We start from the raw sequence: 25,731 nt of genomic DNA on the forward strand, positions 1-25,731 counted from the left end.
TCCCACGCGCATGAACGTTTTGGCCTCTTCATCCCGGCGAGTCGGCACTGCGTGCGGTAACTTCTCCCTACCTGTAAACCATCATCTGCGAGACTCCGGCAATGCTCTTGAACTTTGAGCCCCATCTGGATTCGGCGGTCGACAACAGCAACGGGTTGTGGATCCCGCAGCCACAGATGGTGCCTGCTTCACCACCGGAAGATCCCAGCCACAACGAGTATCGCTATGCGATCTATCGTGGTGACGAGCGGATAGCCGGTATCGGGTGTGTGGGTGCCGACCTGCAGGTGCTCTTGGCTGGCCGCCGTGAGCGCGTGTTCACGCTTGATCTGGGCCGGGATCGGGTTCTGGATTCGGTGCTGGAGCTGAAGCGAAAACTCAATGGCGATGCGTCTGATTTCGAGTTCCTGCGGAGCTTGGCCAAAGGCCTGGTATCTGTTTTTGAAAATCGTTCCCGTGTTGCCTACGACCTGCGTTACATGGCAATTACGCGGGCAACGCTGCTGACCGAGAGCGGCATCGCGGTGCCGCCGGGCGCTGCAGCTTCGGAGGGGACGGGCATTGATCTTCAGGGCGCAGGTCAACTTGTGCTTGCCCAGGTTCACGTCCCTGCAGTTGGGCGCGGCGTGGAAGGCGGATGACCGATGTTGTCTTTGACGACTACGCCGCAGGAAAACGGTCCGCCGGCTTTGCCAGTCAGTCCACTGCCGAGTTTCAGCAACGGAAGCGAAGCCTCGCCCAGGCAGCGAGCTGCGTCCGCGGAAAGACCATCAGCACGGAGCAGGTGCGCGCCAAGCTCTCGCTGATCGATGGGCATGACGTTGGTTATGTTTGTCGCGCGCGGACTTCCAGCATCGTTTCTGTGCAGACCTGCTGCAGGTCCTTGTGCTGGCGCTCGTACTGCTCGCGCCTGTTCTGAGGCTTGGCCCGGGGGCGTTCTCCATGCCGCGCTTGCCATCCTCGGCCCAACGCTCGATCCATGCCGGGGCAGCTTGAACTGACGACTGGCAACGGCCACGAACATCTTGCCCGGGATGATCTCAAGGACCAACGCCGACCAGCGCCGAGCGGTCCAGCACTTGATCGCTTTTTGCATCCTCTCGCTTATCGCTGGCTCTGCCAGGTAAACCAACACCTGGGCAGGTTTTCAGTGGGTCATTACAGCGTTGGAGTTGAAGTGCCCGGGCAGTAACGGCGAACCGAGGAGTCGGCGCTTGGGGCTGGGAACCCGGCTCTGACCCCGGCCTACTTCGCTTGATCGTAAGAGTTGCGGGGCGCCCGATAGTTGAATGCTGCGGGGCCGTTTACGCGGCCGGATTGGGTACGATACGCGCCTCGCAGCACTCTCGCCGTCCGCCTGGCCTCCGCCATATTCCGTTGCTTCAGTACGGTTGGCAGTGCCTGGGCCATTCCGCTTCTGCTCCGCTCCAATCTTCGATTCCTGATGATCGCGACCCTTCTCGTAGGCATGTTGTGTGTCTACCTGCTCAGTTTCACGGTGATGTTCCTGCTCATCAGCCGGCGGTTGCATGGCGAGAAGATGGGCATGGATGCATTTGCGGTGGGCAATCTCACGCTGGGCATGGCGTACGTGCTGCAGTTGCTGGAAGGCCCGGCGGGGTGGAGTTGGATGAGTGTGATCAATCACTCGCTCACGCTTTGTTCGCTGCTGGCGTATTGCGTGGGCGGGGCGCGCTTCTTCGGTCGCGCGACGCCGCTGCTGTGGCCGTTGATCGGCGTGGCCGTGGGTTATGCCGTCGCACAGGTGCTGGTGGAATGGCTGTGGGGCCCGGTGGCGCGCTATGCCATGCTCGCGGCCACCTGCGCGTTGTCCTTCGTGGTCATGGTGCTGGTGCTGTTGTACGGCGCGCGCACGTTCGCACGGGATCTGCGTGGCGAGGTGCTGTTGTTCGCGGTGTTGATCAGCGGCATCAGCGTGCTGAACATCATCAAGCTCACCAAGTTGTTGAGCGGCGGGCTGGCGGCGTTGAGCATGGATGGCCAGTTCCAGATGATCTTCTACGTCTACATGTGCTCACTGGCGACCATTCTTCCGCCGTCCATCGTGTGGCTGGTGCTGCGCCGGCTGACCGATGCGTTGCGCGGCATGGCAGCACGCGATCCGTTGACGCAGTTGCTCAATCGCCGTGGTTTGACCGAGGCGCTGGGCACTCTTTTCCGGAATCCCAACGTAAAGGCGCGTTTGCTGCTGATCGATGTCGACAACTTCAAGCGCATCAACGACAACTACGGCCACCATGTGGGCGATGTGGTGCTCTGTGGTGTTGCCGAGGCGCTGCGCGGCGCGGTGCGCAAGGATGACCTGGTGTGCCGGCTGGGCGGCGAGGAGTTTGCTGCAATCTGCATGCGTGCCGATGACGCAGTGGCGTTGCGTGTGGCCGAGCGCGTGCGCAGCACCATCGAGCAGAAAGTCATGTTGCAGGGGCCGCACGACGAAGCGTTGCGTTGCACGGTGACCGTGGGTATTTCCGGCAATTTTGCAGATGACCAGTCGCTGGATCGGGCCATGCAGGCGGCGGACGCAGCGCTTTATCGCGGCAAGAAGGCAGGGCGCAATCGGGTGGAATGGGCGCTGCCGGCAACGGACAGCCGCACGGCGGGTGGCCAGCCCAAAGCAGGAGTGGAAGCTGCACTTTCCTGAGCAGCTGGCGTGACGCCTTGTCGGTTCAATTGCCGGGGGCTGGAACCGACAAGGCTCACAAAGGTGATGCCTGCACCGTCAGGCGAGCGAGGAAGCCTGACGCTGCCCCCGGCTTTCTTCGCGCTTCCATGCGCGCAGGCCCATCGCCGCCAGCACCAGGAAAACGAGATACAGGCCGGCAGTGGCGTGCAGCGATTTCACCGCGTACATGCCCACATAGACCACATCGACGGCGATCCACAGCCACCATGCGGCGGCGTGGCGCCGGGCCTGCCACCACTGTGCGACCAGGCTGAGTGCGGCGAGCATGGCGTCCAGCCAGGGCAGGGCGGCGTTGGTCCAGCTGTGCATGGCCGCGCCCAGGGTGATGCCAAAGGCGATGCCGATGCCCAGCTCGCGTGTCCACTGGCGGGCGGGCAAGGGCGTGATGATGATGCGGCCTTCGGCCTGTGCCTGTTTGCGCCAGTTGAGCCAGCCGTAGAACAGGAAACCGGCGAAGGCACACTGCAGCAGCGTGTCCGAATACAGCCGGGCTTCGGCGAATACCAACGCGTACAGGCCGACCGAGATCAACCCGACCGGCCAGGCCAGCATCCGCCGCTGCGCCATCAGCCAGACGCCCAAGGCGCTGGCGATGACGGCCGACCATTCCAGAACGGCCGGGTTCATAGCGCGATGGTGACCGACAGGCGCGCCTGGCGCGGGGCACCCGGGAACAGGTAGTAGTCACCGGAGCTGCTGCCGGTGTCGCGCCAGTAGAAACGGTTGAACACATTGTCCACCGACAGGTTCCAGTTCACCGCATGCTCGCGTACCTGGTGCTGGAAGCGCAGGCCCGCATCCACCACGTTGTAGCTCGGTGCACGCACGCGGCCGTCGGCAGTGGCGACGTTGGATGAGGCGTAACGCCAGCCGCCAGTGAGGCCCAGTCCTGCAATGAACGGCAGTTGGTAGTCGGCATGCAGGCTGGCGCGCGTGGTCGGCACGTTGATCAATGGATGACCTTCGTAAGCCGGCGTGCCGGTGTTGCGTGCACGCGCACGCAGCGCGCTGGCGCTGGCGGTCAGCTGCAGGTTCTCGGTGACGCGGCCCTGCGCACTCAGTTCCAGGCCGATGTGATTCTGCTGGCCCTGCTGCACGAAGGAGTAGCCGTAGGCACTGTTGTCCGGCTTGGCGTATTGGAACGGCTGGCTGATGCGGAACAGCGCCGCACTCAGCGTCAGCGCGTCCGACGGTGCGTACTTGCTGCCAACCTCAAGTTGGCGCGAGCGCACGGCGGGCAGGAAGCTGCCTTCATTGGTGGTCCAGAACGGGGCTTCCTGGCCAAGCGAAATGCCCTGTGCGTAGCTGGCGTACAGGTTGATTTCGTCGGTGGCACTCCAGATCAGCGCCGTCTGCGGCAGGAACCGCGACAGCTTGCTGTCGCGCTCGGGATTGCCGCGCTTGTCGAAGGTGCGTTCGTCCAGGCGCACGAAACGGCCACCGGCAAGCCATTGCCAGTCCTCGGCAAGGTGCATGCGGTCGAGCACGAACAGCGACTTTTGTTCGCTGTCCAAACGGCGCACGGACGGACCGGGCAGCAGCGGCGAGGGCATGAACTGCGGCACGTGCGTGTCGTGGATGTTGGCGGTGCCAACGTATTCGTTGACGTTGCGGCGCTTGTCCACGGTGCGGTCGAAGTAGTCTGCGCCAACCGTCAACTGGTGCTCGATGCTGCCGGTGTTGAAGCGGCCACGCAGCTCGGCGCGCAGTTGCTGGTTGCGGCGCGTATCGTCGGGGCTGCGGTAGTCGTAGATGTCGTAGTCGCCGTTGGGCGCGAAGTAGTTGCCCGGCACGCTGCCGTCGGCGCATTCGGCCGCGTAGTAGCAGCCATAGGCGAAGGCGACGTTGTCGTCGATGACCGAACGGCTGTAGCTGGCCGACACGCGCGACTGCCACGCACTGTTGAAATCAAAAGTATGCAGCGCGCTGATGTTGGTGCTGTCGATGCCAACCGGCTGCTGCCAGGCCTGGTAGCCGAGCATGTGCTTGCGGTCCACATTGCGCGGCAGCGCGGTGGCGCCCAGCAACTGGTAGCCGGAGACCGAGCGCTGTGCGCTGGTCTGGTAGTTGGCATCCACTTCCAGCTTGCCGCGCTCGCCGATCAACCAGTCGGTCGCCAGTGAGTAGAAGTTGCGGCGGCCATCGGCGTGATCGACATAGCTGTGGGTGTTGTCCCATGCGGCATTGAAGCGCACGCCGATGCGCGGTGTGATCCAGTGGCCCACATCCATGGCGGCATAACGCGTGCCTTCCGAATCGGTGGCGAAGCTGACGCTGCGCACTTCGGCCGGGCGCTTGCCCACGTAGTTGATGACGCCGCCCGGGGCGATGACGCCGGCGGCCAGGCCGGCCTCGCCCTTGAGGATTTCAACCTGCTGCACGTTCTCCAGCGCAAGGCGCTGCTCGCCAGCGATGGTCAAACCGTTGAAGCGGTAGCCGGTGGCGGTGTCCAGGGCGAAGCCGCGGATGGCGATGTTCTGGTAGTAGCCTTCCGGCGCGTAGCTGTCGCCCAGTGAGGCATCGTTGCGCGCAAGCTCGGACAGCGTGCGCACGTGGCGGCTGTCGAGCAGCTGGCGGTCGAGCACGGTGATCGAAGCCGGTGTGTTCTTCCAATCGCCGGGACCGAAGCTGTTGGACTGGGTGGTGTGCGCGGCTGCTTGCTTGGCCTGCACGCGCACGGCGGCCAGCTCGGTCGGCGAGCGATCGGCAGCTTCGGTTTCCAGGGTGCTGGCATGCAGCGGCAACGCCGCGCTCAGCGCAGCAGTCAACAACGAGATTCGGTAGCAGCGGTTCATTCGGTTCGTCATCAGCCGGTGGGGGAGACGAAGCGAAGGCGCGCACGCGCAACCGACCATGAAGGCGGTGTGCCTGCTGCTCAAAGCTCCCTACGCCGGTGCTAACCGGGTCAGGTTCCAAGGGACTCTCTCAGCCTGCAACAACCAGGCACCCCCGCTTCAGGGGCGTATTGGACCACAAACGGTACGGATTTGCCCGCGCCCGTGTTCAGGCGGCGGCGTGCAGGGCAGCGAGCAGCGCTTGCCCATCGGCAGTGCGGAACCAGCGTGCATGGCCGAGCAGGAACGTGTAATACGCCACGTCCGCGTCCGCGGTAGAGCCGGTTACACCGTGGAAGTACTCCACTTCGGACAGTGCAAAGTCCAGGTGCACCACCGGCAGCAGGTCGGCCAGCAGATGCACCTGGGCGGCGGACAATGGCCGCACCTCGCGGTAACCGGCGATCAATGCAAGTGCGGTATCTGCATGCACGGCGTCCATGCCGCGTTCCAGTTCCAGCCAGGCCACGGCATTGCGTTCGATGGCCGTGGCCAGGTCGAACAACGCGCTGGTCGGCGAGGCCAGGCCAAAGTCGAACACGCTGGCCACGCGCATGGTGTTGCCTTCGCGGCGCCAGAGCAGGTTGGAGACATGCCAATCGTTGTGCGCCCACAGGCGCGGCTCGGATCGCAGGCGCTCGGCCAGGCCCATGTGCCAAGGCAGCACGGTCTGCTGGAGTTCCTGCAGCCACGGGCGTTGTGACAGATAGTCGATCAAGGCCGGGCGCGTGGGGAAATCGCGTTGCAGCAGCGCGATGGGATCATCGGCGCGGATCAGGTCGTCGCGCGCGACCAGAATCTCGGTATCACGTTGTGGCGCGGCATAGCTTTCCGATGCGCAATGCAGCGTGGCCAGCATGCGCCCGGCTTCACGTGCCTGGGCCAGATCGGTGAGCGGTGTCCAGGAGGGCGCATCGCGGTACAGGTCCAGCCCCTCGCCGACGGCATGCAATTCGTAGGTCCAGCCCTCATGCGCGATGGCGGTGGCGCCCGTGCAATCCCGCAGCACCTGGACTACCGGCACACCCGCATCGGCAAGATGCGCGATGAAACGGTGTTCCTCCGCCAGCGTGCCGGCGGTGCGCACATTGTGGTGATGGCGCTTGATGAAAACGCTGCCGTGCGTCGCTTCCACGATGGCCGCCGCCGACATCGGGCGCGGGCTGTGCCAGAGCACGGAATTGGTGCCCTCAAGCGCGCTGAAGCGCCCACGCAGCCAGCCGATCTCGTGCGCGCTGATGGGAGGCCAATCAGCGGGCACCTCGTCGTTGTTGAGGCCTTGGACTCGGTGGGGGGAGGTAGTCATGGGAGAAGACTAGTGCGTGATAGGTGTAGCTGGAGCGACGGTAGGAGCATGGCAGCCCACGAGACTTGATCGGCGAGAGAGCTAGAGTTGCCGCAGGACTCTCCGTAGCTCCGAAGTAGGCGATTTGCTATGCGGGGCAGATTGTTCGATGTCGTGCTAGGAAATTTCACTTGCCTGTCAGGGTGGCACGGTAGCTAATCGGATCAAGTTGGAAATTTTCAGTCACTGCCCCGGGCATGACGAACATCTTGGGCCTTTTGCGGAAAGAAAAAAGGCGATAGAGGTGGAATTGACCAGACATTTCAGTGGAAAAGTTGATCTCATTTGGACTTATGAAGAAAGGAGTTTCGGCACCATAAGCCGTAGTCTTAACCTCAATGAAGCGCTCGCGGCCATCCGTATCGAAAGAGCGAATGTCATAGCCCAATCCGTCACCTTGAGTATTGGAAGCATGCTCGATTTGATCGGCATACTGCTTTGCGCCTTCGGCATAAAGGCGCCGGGCTTCGTACTCCATGACGAGCAATTCTCCAGCAAGTCCTAGTGAACGATTGCGCGATTCGCGCTCAAGGTAGTCTCGCTTGATCGGCTTGCTCTGGATCCACGCCGCCTGTTGCTCGCCGATATGGTGGGTTGGGCGCGGCACTTGTGTAACGAAGTCAGAAAAATCTAGCGGAACGTACAATTCGACCGGCGTCTCAACGCTTCTGATTGCTGCTTCGTCCAAGAGGGAGTCCGAAGCGAGCATGTCGGCGACAATATCGATCAATCGGTGTTGGACATTTGGCAACGGCCTGTAGCCAGCCACAGCTTGAACTCCGAGGGTATTCAATACTGCGCTAATGTTGCGAAATTTGTACTCGATGGATTTGGTGTTGCGGGCAGGGATCCTCTGCTGAAGTTGCCTAACTAACTGCGCTTTCACGAAATTTTGGCCAAGCTCCTGCATTCGCAGCATGCGGAAGTATGCAGATGTGGTCTCGGTTACTTCCGACTCTGTCCACGGTTTTCCGGTTTCCGCCTGTTCGTCCGCCATCTCGCTTCCTATTGAGCACTTTTCTGTACAGGGCTTGTGTCTGTGGACCGAAGCATGTGGTTGCACGCTCTGGCTTTGCCCTTAATGGCTATAGATTAGGGAATCAGTGAGTTAGCCTTTGGCCATTCAGACTTCCCCGTTTTCGGCGAAGGATATCAGGCAATCCTGTTTTTTGGCCCCTATCTCAGCCCTTGGGACAGCGCCAGGCAAGCCTTATGGCTCCTTGGCGAGTGGAGCCCATCATGACGACCAGAGCGGTGGATTACTCCGTGCTGGAGTACCGATATCGGGATGCCGGAAATTGGAAGACTTACGGCAGCGTGTTGCTGTCTGGTGTTGATGACAAGGCTGATGCGGCACTGCGTGCTTGTTTGGACTGGGGTGAAAAATTCGTGCCCGAGCAAGTCATGCTGCCTGCCTTGCATGAGCGTCATTGGCGGAATTACGAATGCGGTTTCGGCGATCTAGATCATGCTTTCCATGAACTGGTGTCATTGCGTCGAGCGGAGCATGACGAAATTCGATTGTTGCCGGTATGGGGGACACTGGAGCAGATGCTCCTTCAGTTCTCTGATGCTGCAAGGAAATGGGACGTGTGCCGATCAAGGCATTTTGCCGACGAGTGTCTTTGGCGATGAAACCTTCGATCCGGTACGCGAAAAAGACGCGTAGACAAGCGAACGTGCCCCACTTTTTGTGCATCATGACGCCATGAGCGCTCCCCTCACCCTCAACCACCTCCGCCGCTACGCCGTCGCCCGCTCGCTGTTCAAGCCGACCACGCTGATGCGGGCGATCGGCAAGCTGGGTTTTGTCCAGGCCGATCCCATTCGTGCCCCGGCGCGGGCGCAGGATCTGACCTTGCGCCATCGCGTGGTTGGCTACCGGGCCGGTGAGCTGGAGCAGCGTTATCCGCGTTTGGCGTTGGAGGAGGATTTCTTCGTCAACTACGGTTTCCTGCCCCGCGAGCACCATGCGTTGATGCACCCGCGTGAGGCGCGCGTGGTGTGGACGCCGGCCCGCTGGAAGCAGGCGCACGCAGTACGGGCATTCATTGCCGAGCGTGGCGCGGTGCATCCGCGCGAGGTGGATGCGCACTTCGCCCATGGCAAGACCACGAACTGGTTTGGTGGCTCATCCAACGCCAGCACGCAGCTGCTTGATGGAATGCACTACCGGGGCATGCTGCGCGTGGCGCGCAGGGACGGTGGAACGCGTGTCTATGCGCTGCGCGATGGCGATGCGGTGGCGGTTGACGAGGCAGACGCGAACGAACGGCTGGATGCGTTGCTCGACATCGTGATCCGCAAGTACGCCCCGTTGCCGGCGGCCAGCCTCGGCCAGCTGTTGGGTCACCTGCGCAGCGGCGTACCGCAATGGGCCGGGCTGCGCGCAGCAGCGCTGAAGCGTGCCCGTGAGCGCCTGGGCACCGCGCGGGTCGAGGGCGTGGATTGGTATTGGCCGGCGGATGAGAACCCACGCGCGGCACGCTGGAAGCCGGATGATGCCGTCCGGCTGTTGACGCCGTTTGACCCGGTGGTGTGGGACCGGCGGCGTTTCGAGTTGTTCTGGGGGTGGGCGTATCGTTTCGAGGCATACACGCCTGCGCCCAAACGCAAACTTGGCTACTACGCGCTGCCGTTGCTCTGGCATGACCAGGTGATCGGCTGGGCCAACCTCAGCGTTGTTGGTGGCGAGCTGCACTCTCAGTTCGGTTATGTGGAAGGGCGGGCGCCGCGTGATGCAGCGTTCCGCAGATCAAGCGAAGCGGAGCTCGAGGGAATGCGGATCTTCCTGGATTTGGTGGAGTGAGGTAGCCCGCGTGTGAGATCAGCGAACCCTGGCCTCAGCGTGGGCTAACTTGCGGCTCGACGGTGTCTTGCCGGTTGGCCTCTGCGAGCAGCACCTCGTAGGCCTGTACCCGGAAACGCAGGTAAATCAGTTGCCAGGAGAGCGCGTAAGCAATTAACAGGAGCAGTGCGAAGGTGGCTTGCAGCGGGCCGATGTTGGAGAAGGCATTCCAATCACCCCAACGCCAGTCTTTCAGCTGCAAATACGCAGCCACGAGGAGCGGCAGTATTCCAAGTTTCTCCATGCCGCCGGTGAACAGGCCAAGACGCTCGTGCATGGTGGTGCGCCTGTCCTGGATGTAGTGCAGGCGTTGGCGTCGGTGTTCCAACGGAAAGGCGCGCACCCGTTGCACCAGCTGCTGGTAGCGGATGAAGCCGCGTTCAACATCTTCGGCATGCTGGCTGCGTGCGTGACGAAAGTGGCGCCAATCGCGCTTGATCTGCAGTACCAATGACGTAACCAGTCCTCCGACCTCGATTGCCAGTCCGCCAAGCGCTCCAACCACGCCTGCCGTTCCCGGAAGCGTGCTGCCGAGCAGCATGCCCAGCGCGGCGCCAGCAATGCCTATGTACAGCGAGCGGCGTTCCCAAGGGCCGGCCGACGGGCCGTCGATGGCGGCGGAATGTGCGTCAAGGGCGCGATTGAGCGCGGGGAAGTCCAGCGTCAGCAACGGCGCCGGTACAGCGTTGGAGCGAGCGGGTGAGGAAGATGCGTCCATGCAGATCCAAGTGCGGAATGTGCCTGCAAGATGCACGAACCGCCGCGGCGCGTCGAGCCGGGTGCCTGTTTGCTCTTACGCTCGGGGCGCTGGCACGTCGTACGGATCAGGGGGCGATCAAAGCCGGGTCGCTGCCTCGCAGGGGCCGGCCCCCGGGCGAGCCGAAGCCGTATTAAGATCGCGACGCTGGCAATATCGGGCCAGGGGATGTCCAAACGGGGAACGACATGGAACGTGTCTCAAAGGGTTTGGCGGTGCTGTGGGTCGCGATGGGTTTGAGCGGGTGCGGGAACATCGGAAAGTCCAACGAGGAACGAATTTCCGATGCCATGCCGCCGAGCAGTGCGGTGCTGGCAAGCAAGCAGAAACTCGATGCCGAAATGCAGGCATTGGGAAGCGATGCCAACGAGGTGCAGCGCGTCTACAAGACCAAACTGGATGCGCGCGCCGCCGAATGTGCAGGGGATTACTCCGCATCCTTGTTCTCAAACGCGGCGTCCGTGCGTGAAGCCTTGACCGACAAAGCGTGCTTCGCGCGCAGTGACGAAGCGCTGCGCGACTGGCTGGGCATGCAGCATATTGGCGTATTGCTGGCGTCGCCACCGCTGCGACCCATTCCTGCAGCGGCTCCTGCAACCATCGTGGCGGCCGATCCCATCCAGGGCGCACTGTTTGCAAGCCACGCTGGGGTAGCGCTGTTGCAGGTGAGAGGGAAACGGCAGCTGCTCGATATCGGCAACGGCGTGGTGCTGCATGAGACGACCGACCCGCAGCGAGGCGATGCATCGCTTTCTTCCAACGGGAGGTTGCTGGCAGCGGCAGACGCTCAAGGCGATACACAGATTCTTGACGCGCAGTCGGGCGACACGCTGGCCAGCCTCAAGGGGCGGCCGGCGCAGTTTCATTGGGTGGGCGATGTCGGCGCCATCTTCCTTGAAGACGTGACGAGCGAGACGGGTAAACGTCGCGTGCCGGTGTTCCTTGATTTCAGCGCCGGTGAGCGGCAGATGATCCCGGTGGAGGGCAGAGATCTGCGCGATGTGTTGCGTGTTCCCGGTGCGCCGCTGCGCTATCTGCTGCTCTCGCGGCAGCGGGTCACGGAGATCGAACTGAGCAAGGACGCTGGCGCCTGGAAGGTTCGCCTTGTGTCCGAACAGCCGCTGGACGCCGCTGGCTATCGGCCGGGCGGTGTTGTGGCAGTGGATGGCAGCTACGTGATCATGCTGGGCAGCGAGACGCGGCAGTTGCTGGTGGCATCGCGTCAGCTGCGCACGCTTCCGCTACAGCCGTTGGCGGTGCGCAGCGCAAAGGCGATGCCGGACCCGGATCTGCTGCTGCTCAACCTGAGCTTGCCGAGCACCTATTCAACCGAGAATTACGTCTATTCGCTGGAGAAGCGCACGCTGGCACGGGTTGAACAGAGCGGTTTGCCCTCCAGCCGCTTCGTGTTCATTCCATCGCTGCAGCGCAACGGCATCATTGATGGCGTCAAGATCAATGTGCTGGATAAGATTCCAACGCAACTGCCGTTGGATGTCACCGCGGTGGTGCAACAGTTGCAGGAGGAAGATGCGATCAGGAACGCGGAGCGTGCCCGGCAGCAAGGGCAGCTGCAGGAGGAACTCAGCCGGCTGCAGGCAATGTCTGTGCAGGAGCGTAGAGACGTGGATGCGGCAATCGCTGAGGCCGAGTTGCGTGCATTGCTGGCCAGGCAGGGGCAGTCGCAGCAGGTGGGGCGCCGGCCTGCTTCAGCAGCGCTGCCACTATCGGTCAGCGGCCCACTGGCCGATCTGGCGCGCAGTGCAGTGATCGACGCCATCGGTGTGTACGAGGCAGGCAACGCGGTGCAGGTTGCGGGTACACAAGGCCGCACGGGATCGGTGCAGGTGAGCGTGCGGCGCGCCAGCAAGCCCATTGTCCTGGTGCTGAGCGCGTACGAGCCGGTGAACTGGATGCTCACCGTTGAACCGGGCGCGAACCTGGCAGCGGTGCTGGTGGGTGGCTATCACCAGGGGCAGGTGTTCGGCGCGGGCAGGGCGCCGGTGCGGCAGCTGGGGCGGTTGCATGCTTACAAGCGTGGCGGCTCGGAATACAGTGCCCTGAACGCCGAAGTGCAGCGCATGACCGGCAAGTCGATCGACGCGTTCCAGGGGCGATACGATGGCGACACTTTTGTAACGGGTATGTAGACCATGAGTCCGAACGCACCACCGCTTGCCGATGCCGATGTTCGCTGTTTGCCGGGAATGAAATGAATCAGGCGCAACATGCCACCCGCAGCAGCGCGCTGCACATGGCTGTCGCCTTCGTCGCCATGGGCAGCTGGGCGACGTTCGCCAACATCGCGCACCCGATGCCGCGGCCGCTGATGGCTGGCCTGGTACAGGGCACGCTGTCGGCGCTGATCACACTGTTTCTCAAACGCATGATTGAGGCGTTGTCGGCCCGCTTTCCGGGGCGCGTCGGGGGCTGGTTGCCGCCACTGGTTGCGGTGCTGTCCTCGCTGACCTTGCTGAGCCTGGTGCACTGGCTGGCCGGCACGCCGGAGATCGCCCGCACCATCGCGGTGCCCATGTCGGTCACGGCGGTGTACTCCACGCTGTACAACCTCGCGCTGCGTCGGGCAGCCGGCGGGAATGCTCAGTAGGGCGGTTGCAGGGGGATCAATTCGACTCTGACCCCGGTTTTGCTTACCATGCCGCCACCAGCAAGCCAGCCTGCGATGGTGCAGGCCCTGCCGTTCGAGAACGGCCCAGCGAGCCAGGACACACCCTTCGTGCCCTATCAAGGATGCTCGCAATGTCTCTATCTCTCGTGTCCCGTTCCGCCGCGCTTGCGTTGGCGGTTTCCCTTGCGCTGGTTGCACCCGGGGCTGGCGCCGCCGCGCCGGCCACCGCCAGTGCCGCAGCTGCTGCCAACGTACAGCGTCAAGCCGTTGCCAAGGGGCTTTACGAACTGGCGTACAGCCCGTCGCAGAACGCGGTGTTCGTGGCCTCTTCCGGCGGCTTTGGCGATGACGCCGGCCCTGCGCAGGTGTTGCGTCTGGATCCGGCAACGCTGGCCGTGCAGACGCGCATTCCGCTGGAGCGCAAGGCCTTTGGTGTGGTGCTCGACGACGCCAACCATCGGCTCTATGTGGGCAATACCGTTGATACCTCGGTAACGGTGGTGGATACCGCGCAGAACAAGGCCATCGGCACGGTGCAGCTGATGGAAAAGGTGGTCGGCAAGGATGGCAAGTCGCATTACACCCACGACCTGCGCGAACTGGTGGTGGACGCGCCGAATCATCGCTTGTACGTCACCGGCCATTCGCAGGAAGGCAGCGTGTTGTTCGTGGTGGACACGCAGTCCTTGACCCTGCTCGACACCATTGCCGGCCTGGGCAATGCCAAGGCGCCGGGGCTGGCGTTGGATGCCGCCGGCAAGCGGGTATTCACGTCCAACCTGCGTGGCGAGGTTGTCATTGTGGGTACCGACAGCGGCAAGGTCGAGCAGCGCTTCAACGTCAGCGCCGAGCAGCCGATGAACATTGCACTGGATCCTTCAAGCGCCCGCTTGTTTGTCACCGACCAGGGGCTGGAGATGATCCGCAACTACCAGGGCAGCAGCATCGAGGGCTTTGTCTCGCGTCACCCGGGGCAGCGGGTGCTGGTGCTCGACCGTGGCACCGGACAGGAGCTTGCCAGCATCGCGACCGATGCCGGCCCGCTGGGAATCCTGCTCGATGCGCCCCGCAAGCGGCTGTATGTCACCAATCGCCAGGCCGGCACAGTCACCGCGTATGACAGCGACAGCTACCAGCAGGTGGGAAGCTGGTCGGTGCCCACGCACCCCAACAGCCTGGCGCTGGATGCGAAGAACAACGTGCTCTATGTGAGCATCAAGAACGGCGAGGCTGATCCGAAGGGCAGCGAGGAAAGCGTTGCCCGCATCGAGCTTGGCAGTTGAGTGAAGTGATTGCGGTTTGATGGAGCCGCAAGGGGCCGGGGCGATGCTTTCGTTACCCCGGCCCCTTCTTTTTGCGCGGCGCGCAGGCGCGCTGTTGATCCTGCCGGCGCAGCGCGGAGTGCATCAGGCGCTGGAACGTAGGGCATTGCAGATGATCGGCCTGCCTGCAGCGGGCCGCATGGCGCAAGCCATCGCGCAGTGCCTGCAGGCGCAGGATGTGCCGCTCGATATCATTGGCCTTGCGCAACAGCTGGGGGCGGTCCACCGTGAGTTGGCCCCGGGCGTCAAACATGCCGGCGATCTCGTCGAGCGAAAACCCCGCAGCGCGGCCCAACGCGATCAAGGCCAAGCGTTGCATCACCGCCGCATCGTAGACACGGCGCAGGCCATTGCGGCCCAGCGGGCGAATGAGCCCGCGTTCCTCGTAATAGCGCAGCGTGGAGGCGGGCAGGCCGGATTGGCGGCTGACCTGGCCGATATCGAGCTCCTGCATGCTTGACCTCAAGTCGACTTGAACTACCAGACTGGATGAGAACAGGAATCCAGTGGAGTGGGAAGCGCCATGACGACGTTGGAATGGGCGATGCGGATCGTGGTGGTTGGCAGCGTCGCCACCTTGGTGATGGACGGATGGGCACTGCTGCTGCGGCGCATGGGCCTGCCGACGCTGGACTATGCGCTGGTCGGCCGCTGGCTGGGGCACATGGGGCAGGGACGCTGGTGGCACCAGCCCATCCAGCGCAGCACCGCAGTGGCACACGAACGTCTGTTGGGTTGGGTGGCGCACTATGCGCTGGGCATCGTGTTTGCGCTGTTGTTGTGGGCTGTGACAGGGGACGGCTGGTTTCACCAGCCTACGTTGGCACCGGCGCTGTGGTTTGGCGTGGTTACCGTGCTTGTGCCGTGGTGCGTGATCCAGCCGGCGTTTGGTGCAGGCATCGCCGCCTCCCGCACTCCCCGGCCCTGGCGTGCCCGCGCGCAGAGCGTGGCAACGCATGCGGTGTTTGGTGTGGGCCTGTTCATCGGCGCGTGGGCCATTGCCTGAACGGCCGGCGGTCATGAGCTGCAGCAGCTGCGCGGTCATGTTTGTGCGGGGCACGCACACGCCGGACGACGGGAGGCTAACCGTTGCCCGCGCAGGCTGGCGGTGCGGCGGTGTGCCGTGATGTGGAGGCAGAAAATGGGCAGTAAACAACACCCCAATGCGCCGCAGAAGATGGACCAGAACCGGCCGGGGCGCCCGGGTGTGGATGACGCGCAGAAGGCCAACCCCGCGCGTCAGGCGTCGCGCACCGAGCCCAGCCACCAGAAGGACATGCAGGACAGGCAGGCGTCGCAGAAAGAGCGGATGAATCCCAAACACTGAAGGTTGGGTGCAGACAGGCAAGGCCCCAAGCGGGGCCTTGCCATCTTGCGTGAGCGACGGCGGCGCTACGCCGCAGAAAGCCGCGAGGATGAAGCAGATACCAGGAACGGGCGGCCTAGTCCGAGACGATCAGCGACCAGATGCCGAAGCGTTCGCGGAACTGATAGCGGTAGCCGTTCTTGTCGGTCTGTTCGGCAATGTTGCCGTTGTCGTCAACCAGGGTGCGGCGCGTTGCCTCGCCTGTGCCGGGGGCCGCGTCATAGGTGCCATCGTCCAGTGCTGTGACGGCGATGGTCTCGCGGCCAGGGCCTTCGAGAAACAAGTGGAGCGTATCCATTGGAGTGTGCCTTTTCCGGGGCTGGGTACGCATGCCCCTGGCACGGGCGTGCCAGAGGCATGGCGGGAGAGATACGGATCGGTTCAGTGCCCGTGGGCGTCATGGCCGACAGTAATGCCCGAGCTGTCCACGCGGGTGACGCCTTCGATCTTGCGTGCCACGGCAACCGCACGGTCCGCTTCGGCCTGGGTGGCGACATTGCCGCTCAGGGAGACGACGCCATTGACGGTCTCAACCTTCAACTCCATGCCCGGCACGTCCTGGGTGGCAAGCAGGTCGGCTTTCACCTTGGTGGTGATCCAGGTGTCGCTGCCCGGTTGCTCGGAGCGGGTGGTTGCCGATTTTTCGTAACCGCCATCCTGTGCCGGCGCGCCCATTGTGCTGGCGACCGCGACGGGCGCACACGCTGGCAGAAGTGCGGCAACGAAGAGCAGGTTACGAACGTATGGGTGCTTCATGGTTGGTTCTCCATCTGTTGATGGGGGCGAGTTCAATACCACGAACTCAGCTTCACCCTAGAAGGCCGGGTGTTAACGCTGCGCGCCCTTGGTGTTAGCAGACGGAACGCCGCCCCGGTCAAGTTGCATAACGCCAGATGAAGCGATGTGCTGAATGCACGGTTTGGGTTGATTGCGACGGGAATCAACGCTGCTTCGACATCGGCTTACGCCGTGCTGCTTACTTTGGGTATGCATTCATGACGGAGGATAGGGATGACGCGCGGTGACAAAAATGCATACACGGACAAGCAGAAACGGCAGGCCGAGCACATCATGCACAGCGAGCGTGACCAAGGGCGATCAAGGAAGGACGCCGAGCGAATTGCCTGGGCCACGGTGAACAAGCGCGATGGCGGCGGCAGGAAATCCGGCGCTGGTCGGGCACACGCGAGACATCATTGATGCCGGCCGGAAGTGGCTTGTCGCGTGAGGCGGCGGCAATCAAAGCCGGACTGCATACAGAAGAATTCCGTGCGAAGACGCATCTGCCAAGGCTGCTGCCGGTAACGAGAGATCGCATAGCCGGAAAGCGGAAATTCCGGCAGTCGGCAAATCACAGTGTTGGCGTGGTGTGTTGCGACCAACCCCTCTCCTGTTTGCAGGAGAGGGGCTTCAGGCCGCGAGAATCCATGTTTTCCCGGCTTCCACAGCGGCGCAGGTTCCGATCCGCAATTGACAGCCGGCCACGAGGGCCGCCCAACCCTCAGCCCACAAACACCTTCCGATCGCGCTCCACGCTCATCCGGTGCGTACCCGCAACTGCGGTGCTACGCGTCTTGATGTCCTGCAGGAACACCCATTCGCCGCTAACCCGTTGCGGCGTGATCTCGATCATCGCGTAGCCGCGCTGCGAGGTATCGCACCAGCGGATTTCCGGGTTGGTTGCAACGAAAGCGTTTGCCACGTTGCGCGGGTCGGTGGCCATGCTGCCCTCGATGCCACCGGAGGTCACCGCCTGCACGGCGAATTCCACGCCGGCGGGCTGGCCGTCTTCTTCCAGCGCGAATGCCCAGGCGTTGTGGCTGTCGCCGGAGAGCATCACCAGGTTGGCATCGGCCTGCTGCGCGGCACGCAGCAGGCGTGAGCGCGCGGCGGGATAGCCGTCCCAGCGATCCATCCACATCGGCAAGCCCAGCCGCGCGGCGCGCACGTTGTCCTTGAACGCCTGGCGGCTGCGCTCACTGGCTTCCGGGCGCAACCAGCCCACGGTTTCCTTGGGCATCACGGTGCGGCCGAGGATGGTGCCCATGCCGACCAGTTGCCAGTGGCTGCGGCGCGCGTTGTCCTTCATCGCATTGTACAGCCAGCTCTCCTGCTCCAGCCCGAGCATGGTGGCCGAGCTGTCCATCCACGGGCCATCACGGAAGGCTTCCAGTGCGGCATCGGTGCCGGCAGCGAAGGCCTGCTTGATGTCGGCCGGCTGCGTTCTGCCAATCAATCGTGACTCGGTGCGGTACAGCGTGGCGAGGTTGCCCAGCGGGTAGGCTTTCCACGGCTCATCTGAAACCGGCATCCATTCGCGATACGCCTGTACCGCAGCGGCCTTGCGGATGCTCCAGTCGCCTTCCTTGTCCGGTTGATGATTCTGCGCGCCACCTTCCCAGCTGTCGTTGGTGATCTCGTGGTCGTCCCACAGCGCCACCATGGCCACGTTCTGGTGCAGTTTCTGCAGATCGGGATCGGCGCGGTAACAGGCCAGGCGCATGCGGTAGTCGAGCAGCGAGATCATCTCGTGATCGTGTGCCGGCATCACCTCGCGCTCTGCAATGCGGTCCTGCGGCTTGTAGGAGGCGATGCCGTACTCGTAGATGTAGTCGCCCACATGCAGCCACAGGTCCATGTCCTCGCGCTCGGCCGCATGCGCATAGGCGTTGAACCAGCCGATGGGCAGGTTGGCGCAGGAGAACAGGCCGAGCTTGAAGCTGGCCACATCGCCGGCCGGCAAGGTGCGCGTGCGCCCGACCGGCGAGAGGCTGCCGTCAGGCGCGATGAAGCGGTACCAGTACGTGGTGGCCGGTTGCAGGCCGTCGACGGTGAGCTTTGCAGTCCAGTCGCGGTAGCCGCCTGTGCGCACCGTGGCACCGCCGACAACGCGGGTGAAATCCGGGTCCAGTGCAACTTCTGCCTGAAGGCGCACTTCGTCGGCATTGGTGGACGGCACATAGCGTGTCCAGAGCAGCATCGACTCGGCGCCGGGTTCTCCGCTGGCGACGTTGTGGGTGAAGCCCTTGGCGTTGAGCACTTCGGCGGCGAGCAGCCTGCCGGCCGGAAGCAGCAGTGCGCCGAGCCCGAGGCCGGCGCCGATGATGAGTCGGCGGCGATCGATGTTGACGGTCATGGCGGAAATCCTGGCGGGTTGAAAGGTGCGGGCGAGGCGGGCAATGCGTTTTTGGAGCGCTCCCTCACCCCAACCCCTCTCACGCAAGCGGGAGAGGGGCTTGGATTACGGCGGGGTGTCGGATCAGAAGCGGCCGCGGATGCCGAAGTTCCACATCGAGCCATACACCGTGTACATCTGCACGCGGCTGGGGATGTTGGAATAGATGATCTCCGGCTCGTTGAAGATGTTGCGGCCTGCCAGCATCACGTCGATGTTGTCGGTGAGTTTGTAGCTGGCGCTGATGTTCCACAGCTCACGCGAGGCGCGGTAGAGAACGCCGTTGTTGGCAGTGGTCGGTGTGTTGCTCAGCGCGCTGATGCGGTGGCTGGACTGGTAGTTTCCGTTGATTTGGAAGTCAAAGCGCCCGTAGTTGTAGCGGATGCCCCAGTTGGCCGCTTCCTTGGGAATGTTCTGACGCGGGCCATCCGGGTTCACATGGGTCAGCGAGCCGTACAGGCTCAGGCCCTTGAACGCACCGGGCAGGAAGGTGAGCTGCTGGTTGTATTCCAGCACCATGCCTTCGTTGGTGCTGGTGCCCGGCAGGTTCTGCGCACTGCGGAAGGTATAGCCTTCGTAATCACCCGGGTTGAAACCCACGCTTGCCGGGTCAACGCTGATGCCGGTGACCTGCATGTCCTCCATGTCCAGCTTGTAGTAGGACAGGCCAAGCATGCCTGACGGCTCCAGGTAGTACTGCAGGCTGGCGTAGTACTTGGTGGAATGCTCGGGCTTGAGCTGCGCATTGGGCACGGTGACGATCATGGTGTCTTCGTTCACCGACACCACGCCGCCCAGGTTGCCGTAGTCCGGGCGCAGGATGGACTGGCTGAAAGACAACTGGCCGACCAGCTTGTCGCTGAAGTCGTACTTCATGCCACCGCTGAGGAAGAAGTCGTCGTAGTCGCCACGGCGAGTGACATAGCGCCCGTTGTTGTACTGGAACATCAGGCCTTCCACCGTGCCGGGATCCAGCCCGGCTTCCTTGACCTCGCTGGCCGGGCGAACGTCGGCGATGCGTGCGGCGGTCTTGGTCTTCTCGTAACGCAGGCCCAGGTCGAAGCGGGCATCGCCGATGCGGGTTTCCGCTTCGATATAGGCCGCATCCACGTCTTCCTGGATGCGCTTGTTGTTGTCCAGCCGACGCTTGAGGTTGCCGACCACATCGGCCACGAAATACTCCGGGTGCTCCTTGAAGATGTCGTAGGTGGCGTAGTTGCTGTCGGCACGCCAGCCCTGCTCGTTCATGTTGCCGGCGCCGGTGCCGATGATTTCAAAGTCGTAGTTGCCGGTCCACGGAATGGTGGCCGACGGGTCGGTCTGGCTGCCGTTCGGGCCCACGTACTTGTATTGCTGCCACGAGCCTTCATTGGTGCGCCAGTCGTTGCGACGGCTGCCCACGCCGCCCATCAGGGTGAGCGGGTTGTCGTTCCAGGTCAGGTGTTTCTTCAGGTCGAGGTTGATGCCGGACTGGTCATTGACCGCATCGGATTCGGAAGTGCGCACGTTGTAGCCGATGGCGTGGTCGCGGTTGAAATTGGTCGGGTCATTCCACGGGCGGCCGGCGGTCTGTTCCAGGTTCCAGGCGTGTGAGCTTTCCGAGGGGCGATCAAGCACGAAACCAATATCGGTCAGCCAGCTGTCAGTGCGCTGGAAGAAGCCCTTGCTGTTGTCGCGGAAGTTGAACTCGGCGCCGGAGTAGCTGCCGCGCAGCACCGCTTCCCAGCTTTCACCCTTGTATTCGAGCTTGGGGGCGATGAGGTAGGCCGGCGTGCCGGCGTAGCGGTGCGAGTACTGCGTGTGCAGGCGCGTGTTGGTGCCGTTGGGGTTGACCACGATGTGGGTGGGCGTGGAGCCCGGCTCAGCTTCGGACTTGGAGGTGGTTCCGAAGATCAGGTAGGTGTACTGGTTGAAGTACTCCACGTCGTACATGGAGTAGGTGCTGCGCAGCGAGGCGACCAGGTTGTCGGTGACCTGGTAGTCCAGGCTGAGGTTGGCCGCGGTGCGGCTGGTCATCTTCGGGCCCGGGCGCCACATCACGCGGTAGGGCATGGCGCTGCCGTCCGGCTTGTAGGCGTAGTCGGTCTGGATGCGGTCCTGCTGCACGTAGTTGGCGTTGTAGCTGGCGTTGAATTCCACGCCGAACCGGCCATCCAGGAACACATCACCAAAGCCGAACTGGCCGGAGGGGTAGATCGTGGAGTGCTTCTTGTCGTCCGGGAAATACTTGCTCGACCACGTCGAATCGGATGTGCCCACCGCGCCCAGCTGGAACACCAGGTCACGTTTGGTGCGCTGGAAGGCGTACTTGCTGCGCAGGTTGATGTTGCCACCCGGCGCATCGGCTTCCATCGCCGCGGTGAGGGTGTGGTTCAACTCGATGGATTCGATGCCGGTGATGGACATCTGCTCGAAGGAGTTCTGGCGGCCGGAGTTGTTGTTCGACGTGGCCGTGGCCATGCGCGCGCCATCGGTGGTGAAGGTCGAGTACTTCGGGTCCAGGCCGCCGATGCGCACGGCAGTGGCGTCCACTTCGGTGTAATCCAGCGACAGGCCGGGCATGGATTTCATGAACTCGCCCACGTCGCCCATCGTCAGCGCGCCGTAGTTGTCGGCGGCGACCACGTTCTTGGCGTTCATTGCCGCGCGCCGCTCCATGATGGCGCTGGCCTGGCCATCGCGCGAGGCGGTGACCTTGATCATGTCCAGGTCAGTGGCCTCGCTGCTGCCGGCAACATAGGAAGGCGCTTTCAGCGCGACATCCAGCGTTGCGGTGGTGCCGGATTCAATGCTGACGGTGGAGCGGAATTCCTGCAGGCCGGTGTATTTCACCAGCACCGTTGCTTCGCCTGCCGGGATGCCGCTGAGCTGGAAGTGGCCGCCTTCCTGCGTGTAGGTAACGTTGCGGCTGCCTTCAATGCGTACTTCGGCATTGCGCAGGTAGTCGCCGGTGGCGGTGTTGAGCACGCGGCCACGCAGGCTGCCATTGCCGATGTTCTGGACGCTGGCGGTGTCGCTGGACGACTGTGCGAAGGCGACAGGTGAAACGCAGAGCGCAGCAAGGATGGCGCTGACCAGCGCCTGTTTCTTCAGTTCGAGCATGGATCTGTTCCGGAGAAGTGTGGGAGTACCGCACACAGCTGACGTACCGCCGTGCAAGCGGCGCAACAGTACGTCCGGACAATTACAGAACCTTTACGTTTTGCCCGTGCAAGCAGTCACTTGTGAAGCAGCATTTCGTAGTGTGTCTTTTCGCATGCAGCGCCTTGCATGGCATACGCATGCGTGTTGTTGCGGTGGCGCACATTGCGACGTTGATGGCCTTCAAGCCGCAATGATGTTCGCCGTCACAAAGCAGTGGGGCATGTGCAGCGCCGGCCGCATCGATAGCGCGCCTGCGCTGCACTTTCCCGGGCTCGGGGATGACGCTGCAGGATGCGATGGGTTGGTTTAGCGCGTGGTGGAAGATGCGCTCATTCGGGCGATGTCATCGTGGCGAACGGCTGCTCCGCATCGCCGGTCCAGCGCATCAGTTGCAGCTGCGCGCTTTGCTTTCCTTCCACCTTGAAGTCACGCGCGAGATAGAACAGGCCGTCGCCAACCGGCTGCAGCCCGACATCTGCTTTCTGGTTCCAGCCGCGAACGCCGCTGGCCGAATCCTTCAGGCCGGCATCGGCGAGTGCCAGCAATTGCCCCTGTTCCCAGCTTCCGGCGGCTTTTCCCGGTACGCCGACGAGCGCGCCACGCACGGGCGTGGTATCTGCATCCACGGCAAACAGCAGGTAGTTGGGGAAGCTGACTTTCTCTCCGGCATACACGCCCATGAACCAGCGCTGCAGCGTGCTGTCGTACGCCAGGTTCTGCACGCCATAGCGGGTGTTGCCGGTGCGTACGAAATACTTGCCATGCACCGCGTCCGGTCCGCTGTGGTGGGGAGCGCTTTCGACCAGTGGCCGGGCAAGGTTGTCCCATGTCCCGATGTCGTATTGCAGCAGCACCTGGTGATCGTTGTCGCTGCGTTCGGTGTTGCCGTAAATGCCATAGGCAACCGTGAGCAGCGATGGGCCGTCGGTGCGGCCAAAACGTGGGCCGAACGAAACCCCATCAATGCCCGAGCAACCGTAGCGGTGGTCCGGTGAGGCGGTCACGTTGCCGCGGTACTTGCCGTCATCGCCATCGAAGCGGCCGTCACCATTCACATCGGCGGTGTAGTCGGCCACCACTTCCGGCAGGTACACCGTGCGCAGGATATCCACGTCCTTGGCATCCATGCCGACGCGGTCGATCCGGGCAACATCGATCACCGCGATATAGAACGCCTCGTCCTTCTTGTACTCCAGCGAGCCATACACCTTGCCATTGCCCGTATTGAAATCCAGGTCGCCAAGGTGGCCGGTCCAGCCGGTGAGCGTGCCGATTAGTTGCCCGTCGAAATCGTACTTGGCCAGCAGATGGGTGAACGAGTAATAGATGTAGCCACCGCGCCTGTCCACCGCGATGCCCTGCACATGGCCGGAATCCCAGGCGCCGCCGTTCTGAGTGAGCGGCAGCGGGCGCAGTTCATTGGCGGGCGCGGGCAAGACGGGCGCGGCGAGGGCGCCGACGAGCAGGAGCAGCGAGGGGCGGAGTTTCATGCAAGGGCCAGGGCAGCGGATAAACCGCACAGCCTTGCCGCTTCGAGTGACGCGGCGATGACACCGGGCAATGACCGAGGACAGGCCGAGCTGCCCATTCGCGCAATCGTGCGCAGGTTCAAATGCTGCGGTTGCCTGCCGGCGGCACCGCAGGCAGCCGGCGTTGCACCGGCTGCCAGGGGAGAAACGGGTGACTCAGACCTCTTCTTCTTCCTCGTCTTCCTCTTCTTCTTCCTCGTCTTCGTCGTCCTCGCCCTCGCCTTCTTCCTCTTCGTCCTCGTCCTCAAAGGCTTCCAGCTCTTCGATACGCACGAAGTTGGGCAGGGTGTCGGCCAGGCTGACTACCTTGCCATTGGCCAGCATCGGGCGGACGGCACGCTTGCCGGCCTCTTCCACGACGGCAAAGCACACCAGGGTCTGCGCGCTCTCTTCACCGTTCTCTTCAAATACTGCAACCCAACCGTCGGCGGGGATGATCTGGATGATGTTGTCTTGCATGGCTGGACTATTGGCGGAAGGAGCGCAGAGCTTGCGTGAAGCCGGTGGGGCTGTGCAAGCGTCATGGCCCGCTGCCGATGGCCACGCTGTGTGGGCTGCAGCGGCCCGGTTTTGGTGCGCGGCGAGCGTGGGGACTGAGCCATGAGCGAAGCCACCTTGCGTACGCCGGACGGGCGCTACCTGGTGGTGCACGGACGCCTTTGGCGGGCGACCAATCCGCAGCTGCCGGAGCCGCAGCGACAGGCGCTGGTGAAGCAGCTGATGGCTGCCCGGCGCGACGTAGGCGCCGCCCGGCGGGTGGCTGACCGCGAGCGATTGGCACGGGCTGGCGCGGCAGTGGATGCGGCGAAGCGGGCGCTGGGCGAGCGCGGCCCGGTGTGGTGGGACGACGGCGCACCGGATTTCAATCGTCATCTGGCCCGGAACACGCCGTATGCGGCGTGGTATGCCGCGCAGGTCGGTACCGGATAGGGCGCTGGCTTTACGCCACAAGCCGATGCGGGGAGGATGCCTGCAGTTCTGTAGATGAAGGTAAGCCCCGATGCTGCATTGCCGAACCATTGTCGAAGCAGGATCCGGCGGGAACTCCGCCCTGTGGGTGGATCTGTGCCAACCCACACCGGAAGAGCTGGCCCAGGCATCGCAGCAGGTGGGGTTCGCCATTCCCGACCGGGCGGGCATCAGCGAGATTGAATTCAGCAGCCGGGTGCGCATGGAAGGCGAGGCACTGGTGCTGAACCTGCCGCGCTTCCAGTACGAAACCGCGCAGGCGGTGGCGCCGCTGGGGTTCGTCATCGCGCCCAGCGCACTGGTTGTGCAGCGTGAGCATGCGGTGGACGCATTCGCCACGCTGGAAGCCGACCTCGGCAAGCACCCCTGCGTCGGTCCGGTGGATCTGTTCCTGCGCATGATCGAGCGTATCGTCGACTACCTGGCCGATCTGCTGGAATCGCTGGAAAGCAGCATGAGTGAATTCTCCCGCCAGGCTTTCAACAAACCCAAGGGGCGCCGCGCACCGCGCCGGCTGGAGCGCATGCTGCACGAAGTAGGCGTGATGGGCCGGCACATCGGCGCACTGCACAACACCGTGCATGGCCTGCTGCGGGTGATGAACTACCTGGACGAATCCGCACCCAGCTGGTTTGGCGCCGACGCGCACAAGCGGATCAAGCTGGTGCTCAAGGACATCACCTCGTTGAGCGAGTTTGAGCAGCAACTGGGCGACCGCAACGAGTTCCTGCTCGACAGCGTGCTGGGCCTGATCAACATGGACCAGAACGAAGTGATGAAGGTCATGGCGGTAGCCTCGGTGGTGGGCATCCCGCCGACGGTGCTGGTTGGCATATGGGGCATGAACTTCGCCGCGATGCCGGAGCTGCATTGGCATTTTGGCTACGCGATCGCGCTGGCGGTGATCGTACTGAGCATCGTGGTGCCGCTGGTGTGGTTCAAGCGGCGCGGTTGGTTGTGAGTTGGTGTGAGGTTTGGGACCTCGTTGCGACTGGGACTTCAGTAGCAACATCAACATCCTCAAAGGCACCCCTCCCCAACCCTCCCCTTCGCTGCGCGAAAGGGAGGGAGCAAACCATTTCGTGCTGCTGGCTGCTTCCCTCCCTCCC

The 25,731-nt window shown here is 63.1% G+C and carries 23 protein-coding genes, 2 pseudogenes and 1 riboswitch; of the genes and pseudogenes, 13 read left to right on the forward strand and 12 right to left on the reverse strand.

Annotated elements, in window-relative coordinates; all coding sequences use genetic code 11:
- Positions 1 to 107 precede the first annotated feature (107 nt).
- The 3 genes from ACVOLO_RS14950 (at position 108) to ACVOLO_RS14960 (ending at position 2,662) form a co-directional block, all read left to right on the forward strand.
- On the forward strand, positions 108 to 641 hold the full coding sequence (locus tag ACVOLO_RS14950) for a hypothetical protein (RefSeq protein ID WP_481571110.1): 534 nt from the start codon (positions 108 to 110) through the stop codon (positions 639 to 641).
- The gene (locus ACVOLO_RS14955) at positions 638 to 919 is read left to right on the forward strand and encodes a hypothetical protein (protein WP_481571111.1); all 282 of its coding nucleotides are present in this window, start codon (positions 638 to 640) and stop codon (positions 917 to 919) included. The genes ACVOLO_RS14950 and ACVOLO_RS14955 overlap by 4 nt, the downstream gene beginning before the upstream one ends.
- Positions 920 to 2,107: 1,188 nt before the next feature.
- The gene (locus ACVOLO_RS14960; RefSeq protein WP_481571132.1) at positions 2,108 to 2,662 is read left to right on the forward strand and encodes a GGDEF domain-containing protein; all 555 of its coding nucleotides are present in this window, start codon (positions 2,108 to 2,110) and stop codon (positions 2,660 to 2,662) included.
- Positions 2,663 to 2,740: 78 nt separating this feature from the next.
- Here ACVOLO_RS14960 and pnuC read toward each other — a convergent pair whose 3' ends face one another.
- From pnuC to ACVOLO_RS14980, 4 genes are all read right to left on the reverse strand, one after another.
- The gene (gene pnuC / locus ACVOLO_RS14965; RefSeq protein WP_481571112.1) at positions 2,741 to 3,331 is read right to left on the reverse strand and encodes a nicotinamide riboside transporter PnuC; all 591 of its coding nucleotides are present in this window, start codon (positions 3,329 to 3,331) and stop codon (positions 2,741 to 2,743) included.
- Positions 3,328 to 5,499 (reverse strand): TonB-dependent siderophore receptor, encoded by a 2,172-nt coding sequence (locus ACVOLO_RS14970; protein ID WP_481571113.1) that lies wholly within the window; start codon positions 5,497 to 5,499, stop codon positions 3,328 to 3,330. Before ACVOLO_RS14970 ends, pnuC begins: the two co-directional genes overlap by 4 nt.
- Positions 5,500 to 5,569: 70 nt before the next feature.
- Positions 5,570 to 5,665: riboswitch (TPP riboswitch) on the reverse strand.
- 42 nt (positions 5,666 to 5,707) lie between these two features.
- On the reverse strand, positions 5,708 to 6,844 hold the full coding sequence (locus ACVOLO_RS14975) for a phosphotransferase enzyme family protein (protein WP_481571114.1): 1,137 nt from the start codon (positions 6,842 to 6,844) through the stop codon (positions 5,708 to 5,710).
- 166 nt (positions 6,845 to 7,010) lie between these two features.
- On the reverse strand, positions 7,011 to 7,880 hold the full coding sequence (locus ACVOLO_RS14980; RefSeq protein ID WP_481571115.1) for a protein NO VEIN domain-containing protein: 870 nt from the start codon (positions 7,878 to 7,880) through the stop codon (positions 7,011 to 7,013).
- Between the two features lie 242 nt (positions 7,881 to 8,122).
- Here ACVOLO_RS14980 and ACVOLO_RS14985 point away from each other — a divergent pair, with 242 nt between their 5' ends.
- Together ACVOLO_RS14985 and ACVOLO_RS14990 are read left to right on the forward strand one after the other, a co-directional pair.
- The gene (locus ACVOLO_RS14985; protein WP_481571116.1) at positions 8,123 to 8,518 is read left to right on the forward strand and encodes a hypothetical protein; all 396 of its coding nucleotides are present in this window, start codon (positions 8,123 to 8,125) and stop codon (positions 8,516 to 8,518) included.
- 73 nt (positions 8,519 to 8,591) lie between these two features.
- Positions 8,592 to 9,692, forward strand: coding sequence for a DNA glycosylase AlkZ-like family protein (locus ACVOLO_RS14990; protein WP_481571117.1), 1,101 nt, complete (start codon positions 8,592 to 8,594; stop codon positions 9,690 to 9,692).
- 34 nt (positions 9,693 to 9,726) lie between these two features.
- On the opposite strand, the gene ACVOLO_RS14995 is transcribed toward ACVOLO_RS14990, so the two are convergent.
- Entirely contained in the window at positions 9,727 to 10,449 is a 723-nt protein-coding gene (locus ACVOLO_RS14995) for a hypothetical protein (protein WP_481571118.1), read from the reverse strand.
- 227 nt (positions 10,450 to 10,676) lie between these two features.
- On the opposite strand from ACVOLO_RS14995, the gene ACVOLO_RS15000 reads away from it, so the two are divergent.
- From ACVOLO_RS15000 to ACVOLO_RS15010, 3 genes are all read left to right on the forward strand, one after another.
- Positions 10,677 to 12,638, forward strand: a complete 1,962-nt coding sequence (locus ACVOLO_RS15000) for a hypothetical protein (protein WP_481571119.1) — start codon at positions 10,677 to 10,679, stop codon at positions 12,636 to 12,638.
- A 62-nt stretch (positions 12,639 to 12,700) separates the two neighbouring features.
- Entirely contained in the window at positions 12,701 to 13,096 is a 396-nt protein-coding gene (locus ACVOLO_RS15005) for a hypothetical protein (protein WP_481571120.1), read from the forward strand.
- Positions 13,097 to 13,248: 152 nt separating this feature from the next.
- A complete protein-coding gene (locus ACVOLO_RS15010) occupies positions 13,249 to 14,400 on the forward strand; it encodes a YncE family protein (protein WP_481571121.1) in 1,152 nt (383 codons plus the stop codon).
- Between the two features lie 52 nt (positions 14,401 to 14,452).
- Here the strand turns inward: ACVOLO_RS15010 and ACVOLO_RS15015 are convergent, their stop codons facing one another.
- Positions 14,453 to 14,893 carry a helix-turn-helix domain-containing protein gene (locus ACVOLO_RS15015; RefSeq protein WP_481571122.1) on the reverse strand — a complete coding sequence of 147 codons (441 nt, stop codon included), beginning with the start codon at positions 14,891 to 14,893 and terminating at the stop codon, positions 14,453 to 14,455.
- A 69-nt stretch (positions 14,894 to 14,962) separates the two neighbouring features.
- Between ACVOLO_RS15015 and ACVOLO_RS15020 the strand changes: the two genes are divergently transcribed.
- On the forward strand, positions 14,963 to 15,445 hold the full coding sequence (locus tag ACVOLO_RS15020; protein ID WP_481571123.1) for a DUF2938 domain-containing protein: 483 nt from the start codon (positions 14,963 to 14,965) through the stop codon (positions 15,443 to 15,445).
- Between the two features lie 135 nt (positions 15,446 to 15,580).
- Positions 15,581 to 15,766: a hypothetical protein gene (locus ACVOLO_RS15025; protein WP_481571124.1), complete on the forward strand. Its 186-nt coding sequence runs from the start codon at positions 15,581 to 15,583 to the stop codon at positions 15,764 to 15,766.
- A 115-nt stretch (positions 15,767 to 15,881) separates the two neighbouring features.
- Here ACVOLO_RS15025 and ACVOLO_RS15030 read toward each other — a convergent pair whose 3' ends face one another.
- Positions 15,882 to 16,103: a hypothetical protein gene (locus tag ACVOLO_RS15030; RefSeq protein WP_481571125.1), complete on the reverse strand. Its 222-nt coding sequence runs from the start codon at positions 16,101 to 16,103 to the stop codon at positions 15,882 to 15,884.
- Positions 16,104 to 16,186: 83 nt separating this feature from the next.
- Positions 16,187 to 16,420 (reverse strand): annotated as a pseudogene (locus tag ACVOLO_RS15035) (BON domain-containing protein); the annotation flags it as partial.
- Between the two features lie 396 nt (positions 16,421 to 16,816).
- On the opposite strand from ACVOLO_RS15035, the pseudogene ACVOLO_RS15040 reads away from it, so the two are divergent.
- A pseudogene (locus ACVOLO_RS15040) lies at positions 16,817 to 16,996 on the forward strand (HupB); the annotation flags it as partial.
- A gap of 310 nt (positions 16,997 to 17,306) precedes the next feature.
- Here ACVOLO_RS15040 and ACVOLO_RS15045 read toward each other — a convergent pair.
- From ACVOLO_RS15045 to ACVOLO_RS15060, 4 genes are all read right to left on the reverse strand, one after another.
- Complete coding sequence (locus tag ACVOLO_RS15045) at positions 17,307 to 18,941, reverse strand: alkaline phosphatase D family protein (protein WP_481571126.1); 1,635 nt, start codon at positions 18,939 to 18,941, stop codon at positions 17,307 to 17,309.
- 123 nt (positions 18,942 to 19,064) lie between these two features.
- Entirely contained in the window at positions 19,065 to 22,082 is a 3,018-nt protein-coding gene (locus tag ACVOLO_RS15050) for an outer membrane beta-barrel protein (protein WP_481571127.1), read from the reverse strand.
- Positions 22,083 to 22,453: 371 nt separating this feature from the next.
- Complete coding sequence (locus tag ACVOLO_RS15055) at positions 22,454 to 23,614, reverse strand: hypothetical protein (RefSeq protein ID WP_481571128.1); 1,161 nt, start codon at positions 23,612 to 23,614, stop codon at positions 22,454 to 22,456.
- A 195-nt stretch (positions 23,615 to 23,809) separates the two neighbouring features.
- Entirely contained in the window at positions 23,810 to 24,112 is a 303-nt protein-coding gene (locus ACVOLO_RS15060; RefSeq protein WP_481571129.1) for a hypothetical protein, read from the reverse strand.
- A gap of 141 nt (positions 24,113 to 24,253) precedes the next feature.
- Between ACVOLO_RS15060 and ACVOLO_RS15065 the strand changes: the two genes are divergently transcribed.
- A complete protein-coding gene (locus ACVOLO_RS15065) occupies positions 24,254 to 24,583 on the forward strand; it encodes a hypothetical protein (RefSeq protein ID WP_481571130.1) in 330 nt (109 codons plus the stop codon).
- Between the two features lie 70 nt (positions 24,584 to 24,653).
- Positions 24,654 to 25,583 carry a CorA family divalent cation transporter gene (locus tag ACVOLO_RS15070; RefSeq protein ID WP_481571131.1) on the forward strand — a complete coding sequence of 310 codons (930 nt, stop codon included), beginning with the start codon at positions 24,654 to 24,656 and terminating at the stop codon, positions 25,581 to 25,583.
- Positions 25,584 to 25,731: the final 148 nt, after the last annotated feature.

This window comes from Stenotrophomonas sp. STEN056 (assembly GCF_056759635.1).

Excerpts from the sequence above, each read along its gene's own strand:
- ACVOLO_RS14955 (WP_481571111.1), top strand. The coding sequence starts at position 638 with ATGACCGATGTTGTCTTTGACGACTACGCCGCAGGAAAACGGTCCGCC.
- ACVOLO_RS14960 (WP_481571132.1), top strand. The coding sequence starts at position 2,108 with ATGGCAGCACGCGATCCGTTGACGCAGTTGCTCAATCGCCGTGGTTTG.
- pnuC (WP_481571112.1), bottom strand. The coding sequence starts at position 3,331 with ATGAACCCGGCCGTTCTGGAATGGTCGGCCGTCATCGCCAGCGCCTTG.
- ACVOLO_RS14970 (WP_481571113.1), bottom strand. The coding sequence starts at position 5,499 with ATGAACCGCTGCTACCGAATCTCGTTGTTGACTGCTGCGCTGAGCGCG.
- ACVOLO_RS14975 (WP_481571114.1), bottom strand. The coding sequence starts at position 6,844 with ATGACTACCTCCCCCCACCGAGTCCAAGGCCTCAACAACGACGAGGTG.
- ACVOLO_RS14980 (WP_481571115.1), bottom strand. The coding sequence starts at position 7,880 with ATGGCGGACGAACAGGCGGAAACCGGAAAACCGTGGACAGAGTCGGAA.
- ACVOLO_RS14985 (WP_481571116.1), top strand. The coding sequence starts at position 8,123 with ATGACGACCAGAGCGGTGGATTACTCCGTGCTGGAGTACCGATATCGG.
- ACVOLO_RS14990 (WP_481571117.1), top strand. The coding sequence starts at position 8,592 with ATGAGCGCTCCCCTCACCCTCAACCACCTCCGCCGCTACGCCGTCGCC.
- ACVOLO_RS14995 (WP_481571118.1), bottom strand. The coding sequence starts at position 10,449 with ATGGACGCATCTTCCTCACCCGCTCGCTCCAACGCTGTACCGGCGCCG.
- ACVOLO_RS15000 (WP_481571119.1), top strand. The coding sequence starts at position 10,677 with ATGGAACGTGTCTCAAAGGGTTTGGCGGTGCTGTGGGTCGCGATGGGT.
- ACVOLO_RS15005 (WP_481571120.1), top strand. The coding sequence starts at position 12,701 with ATGAATCAGGCGCAACATGCCACCCGCAGCAGCGCGCTGCACATGGCT.
- ACVOLO_RS15010 (WP_481571121.1), top strand. The coding sequence starts at position 13,249 with ATGTCTCTATCTCTCGTGTCCCGTTCCGCCGCGCTTGCGTTGGCGGTT.
- ACVOLO_RS15015 (WP_481571122.1), bottom strand. The coding sequence starts at position 14,893 with ATGCAGGAGCTCGATATCGGCCAGGTCAGCCGCCAATCCGGCCTGCCC.
- ACVOLO_RS15020 (WP_481571123.1), top strand. The coding sequence starts at position 14,963 with ATGACGACGTTGGAATGGGCGATGCGGATCGTGGTGGTTGGCAGCGTC.
- ACVOLO_RS15025 (WP_481571124.1), top strand. The coding sequence starts at position 15,581 with ATGGGCAGTAAACAACACCCCAATGCGCCGCAGAAGATGGACCAGAAC.
- ACVOLO_RS15030 (WP_481571125.1), bottom strand. The coding sequence starts at position 16,103 with ATGGATACGCTCCACTTGTTTCTCGAAGGCCCTGGCCGCGAGACCATC.
- ACVOLO_RS15045 (WP_481571126.1), bottom strand. The coding sequence starts at position 18,941 with ATGACCGTCAACATCGATCGCCGCCGACTCATCATCGGCGCCGGCCTC.
- ACVOLO_RS15050 (WP_481571127.1), bottom strand. The coding sequence starts at position 22,082 with ATGCTCGAACTGAAGAAACAGGCGCTGGTCAGCGCCATCCTTGCTGCG.
- ACVOLO_RS15055 (WP_481571128.1), bottom strand. The coding sequence starts at position 23,614 with ATGAAACTCCGCCCCTCGCTGCTCCTGCTCGTCGGCGCCCTCGCCGCG.
- ACVOLO_RS15060 (WP_481571129.1), bottom strand. The coding sequence starts at position 24,112 with ATGCAAGACAACATCATCCAGATCATCCCCGCCGACGGTTGGGTTGCA.
- ACVOLO_RS15065 (WP_481571130.1), top strand. The coding sequence starts at position 24,254 with ATGAGCGAAGCCACCTTGCGTACGCCGGACGGGCGCTACCTGGTGGTG.
- ACVOLO_RS15070 (WP_481571131.1), top strand. The coding sequence starts at position 24,654 with ATGCTGCATTGCCGAACCATTGTCGAAGCAGGATCCGGCGGGAACTCC.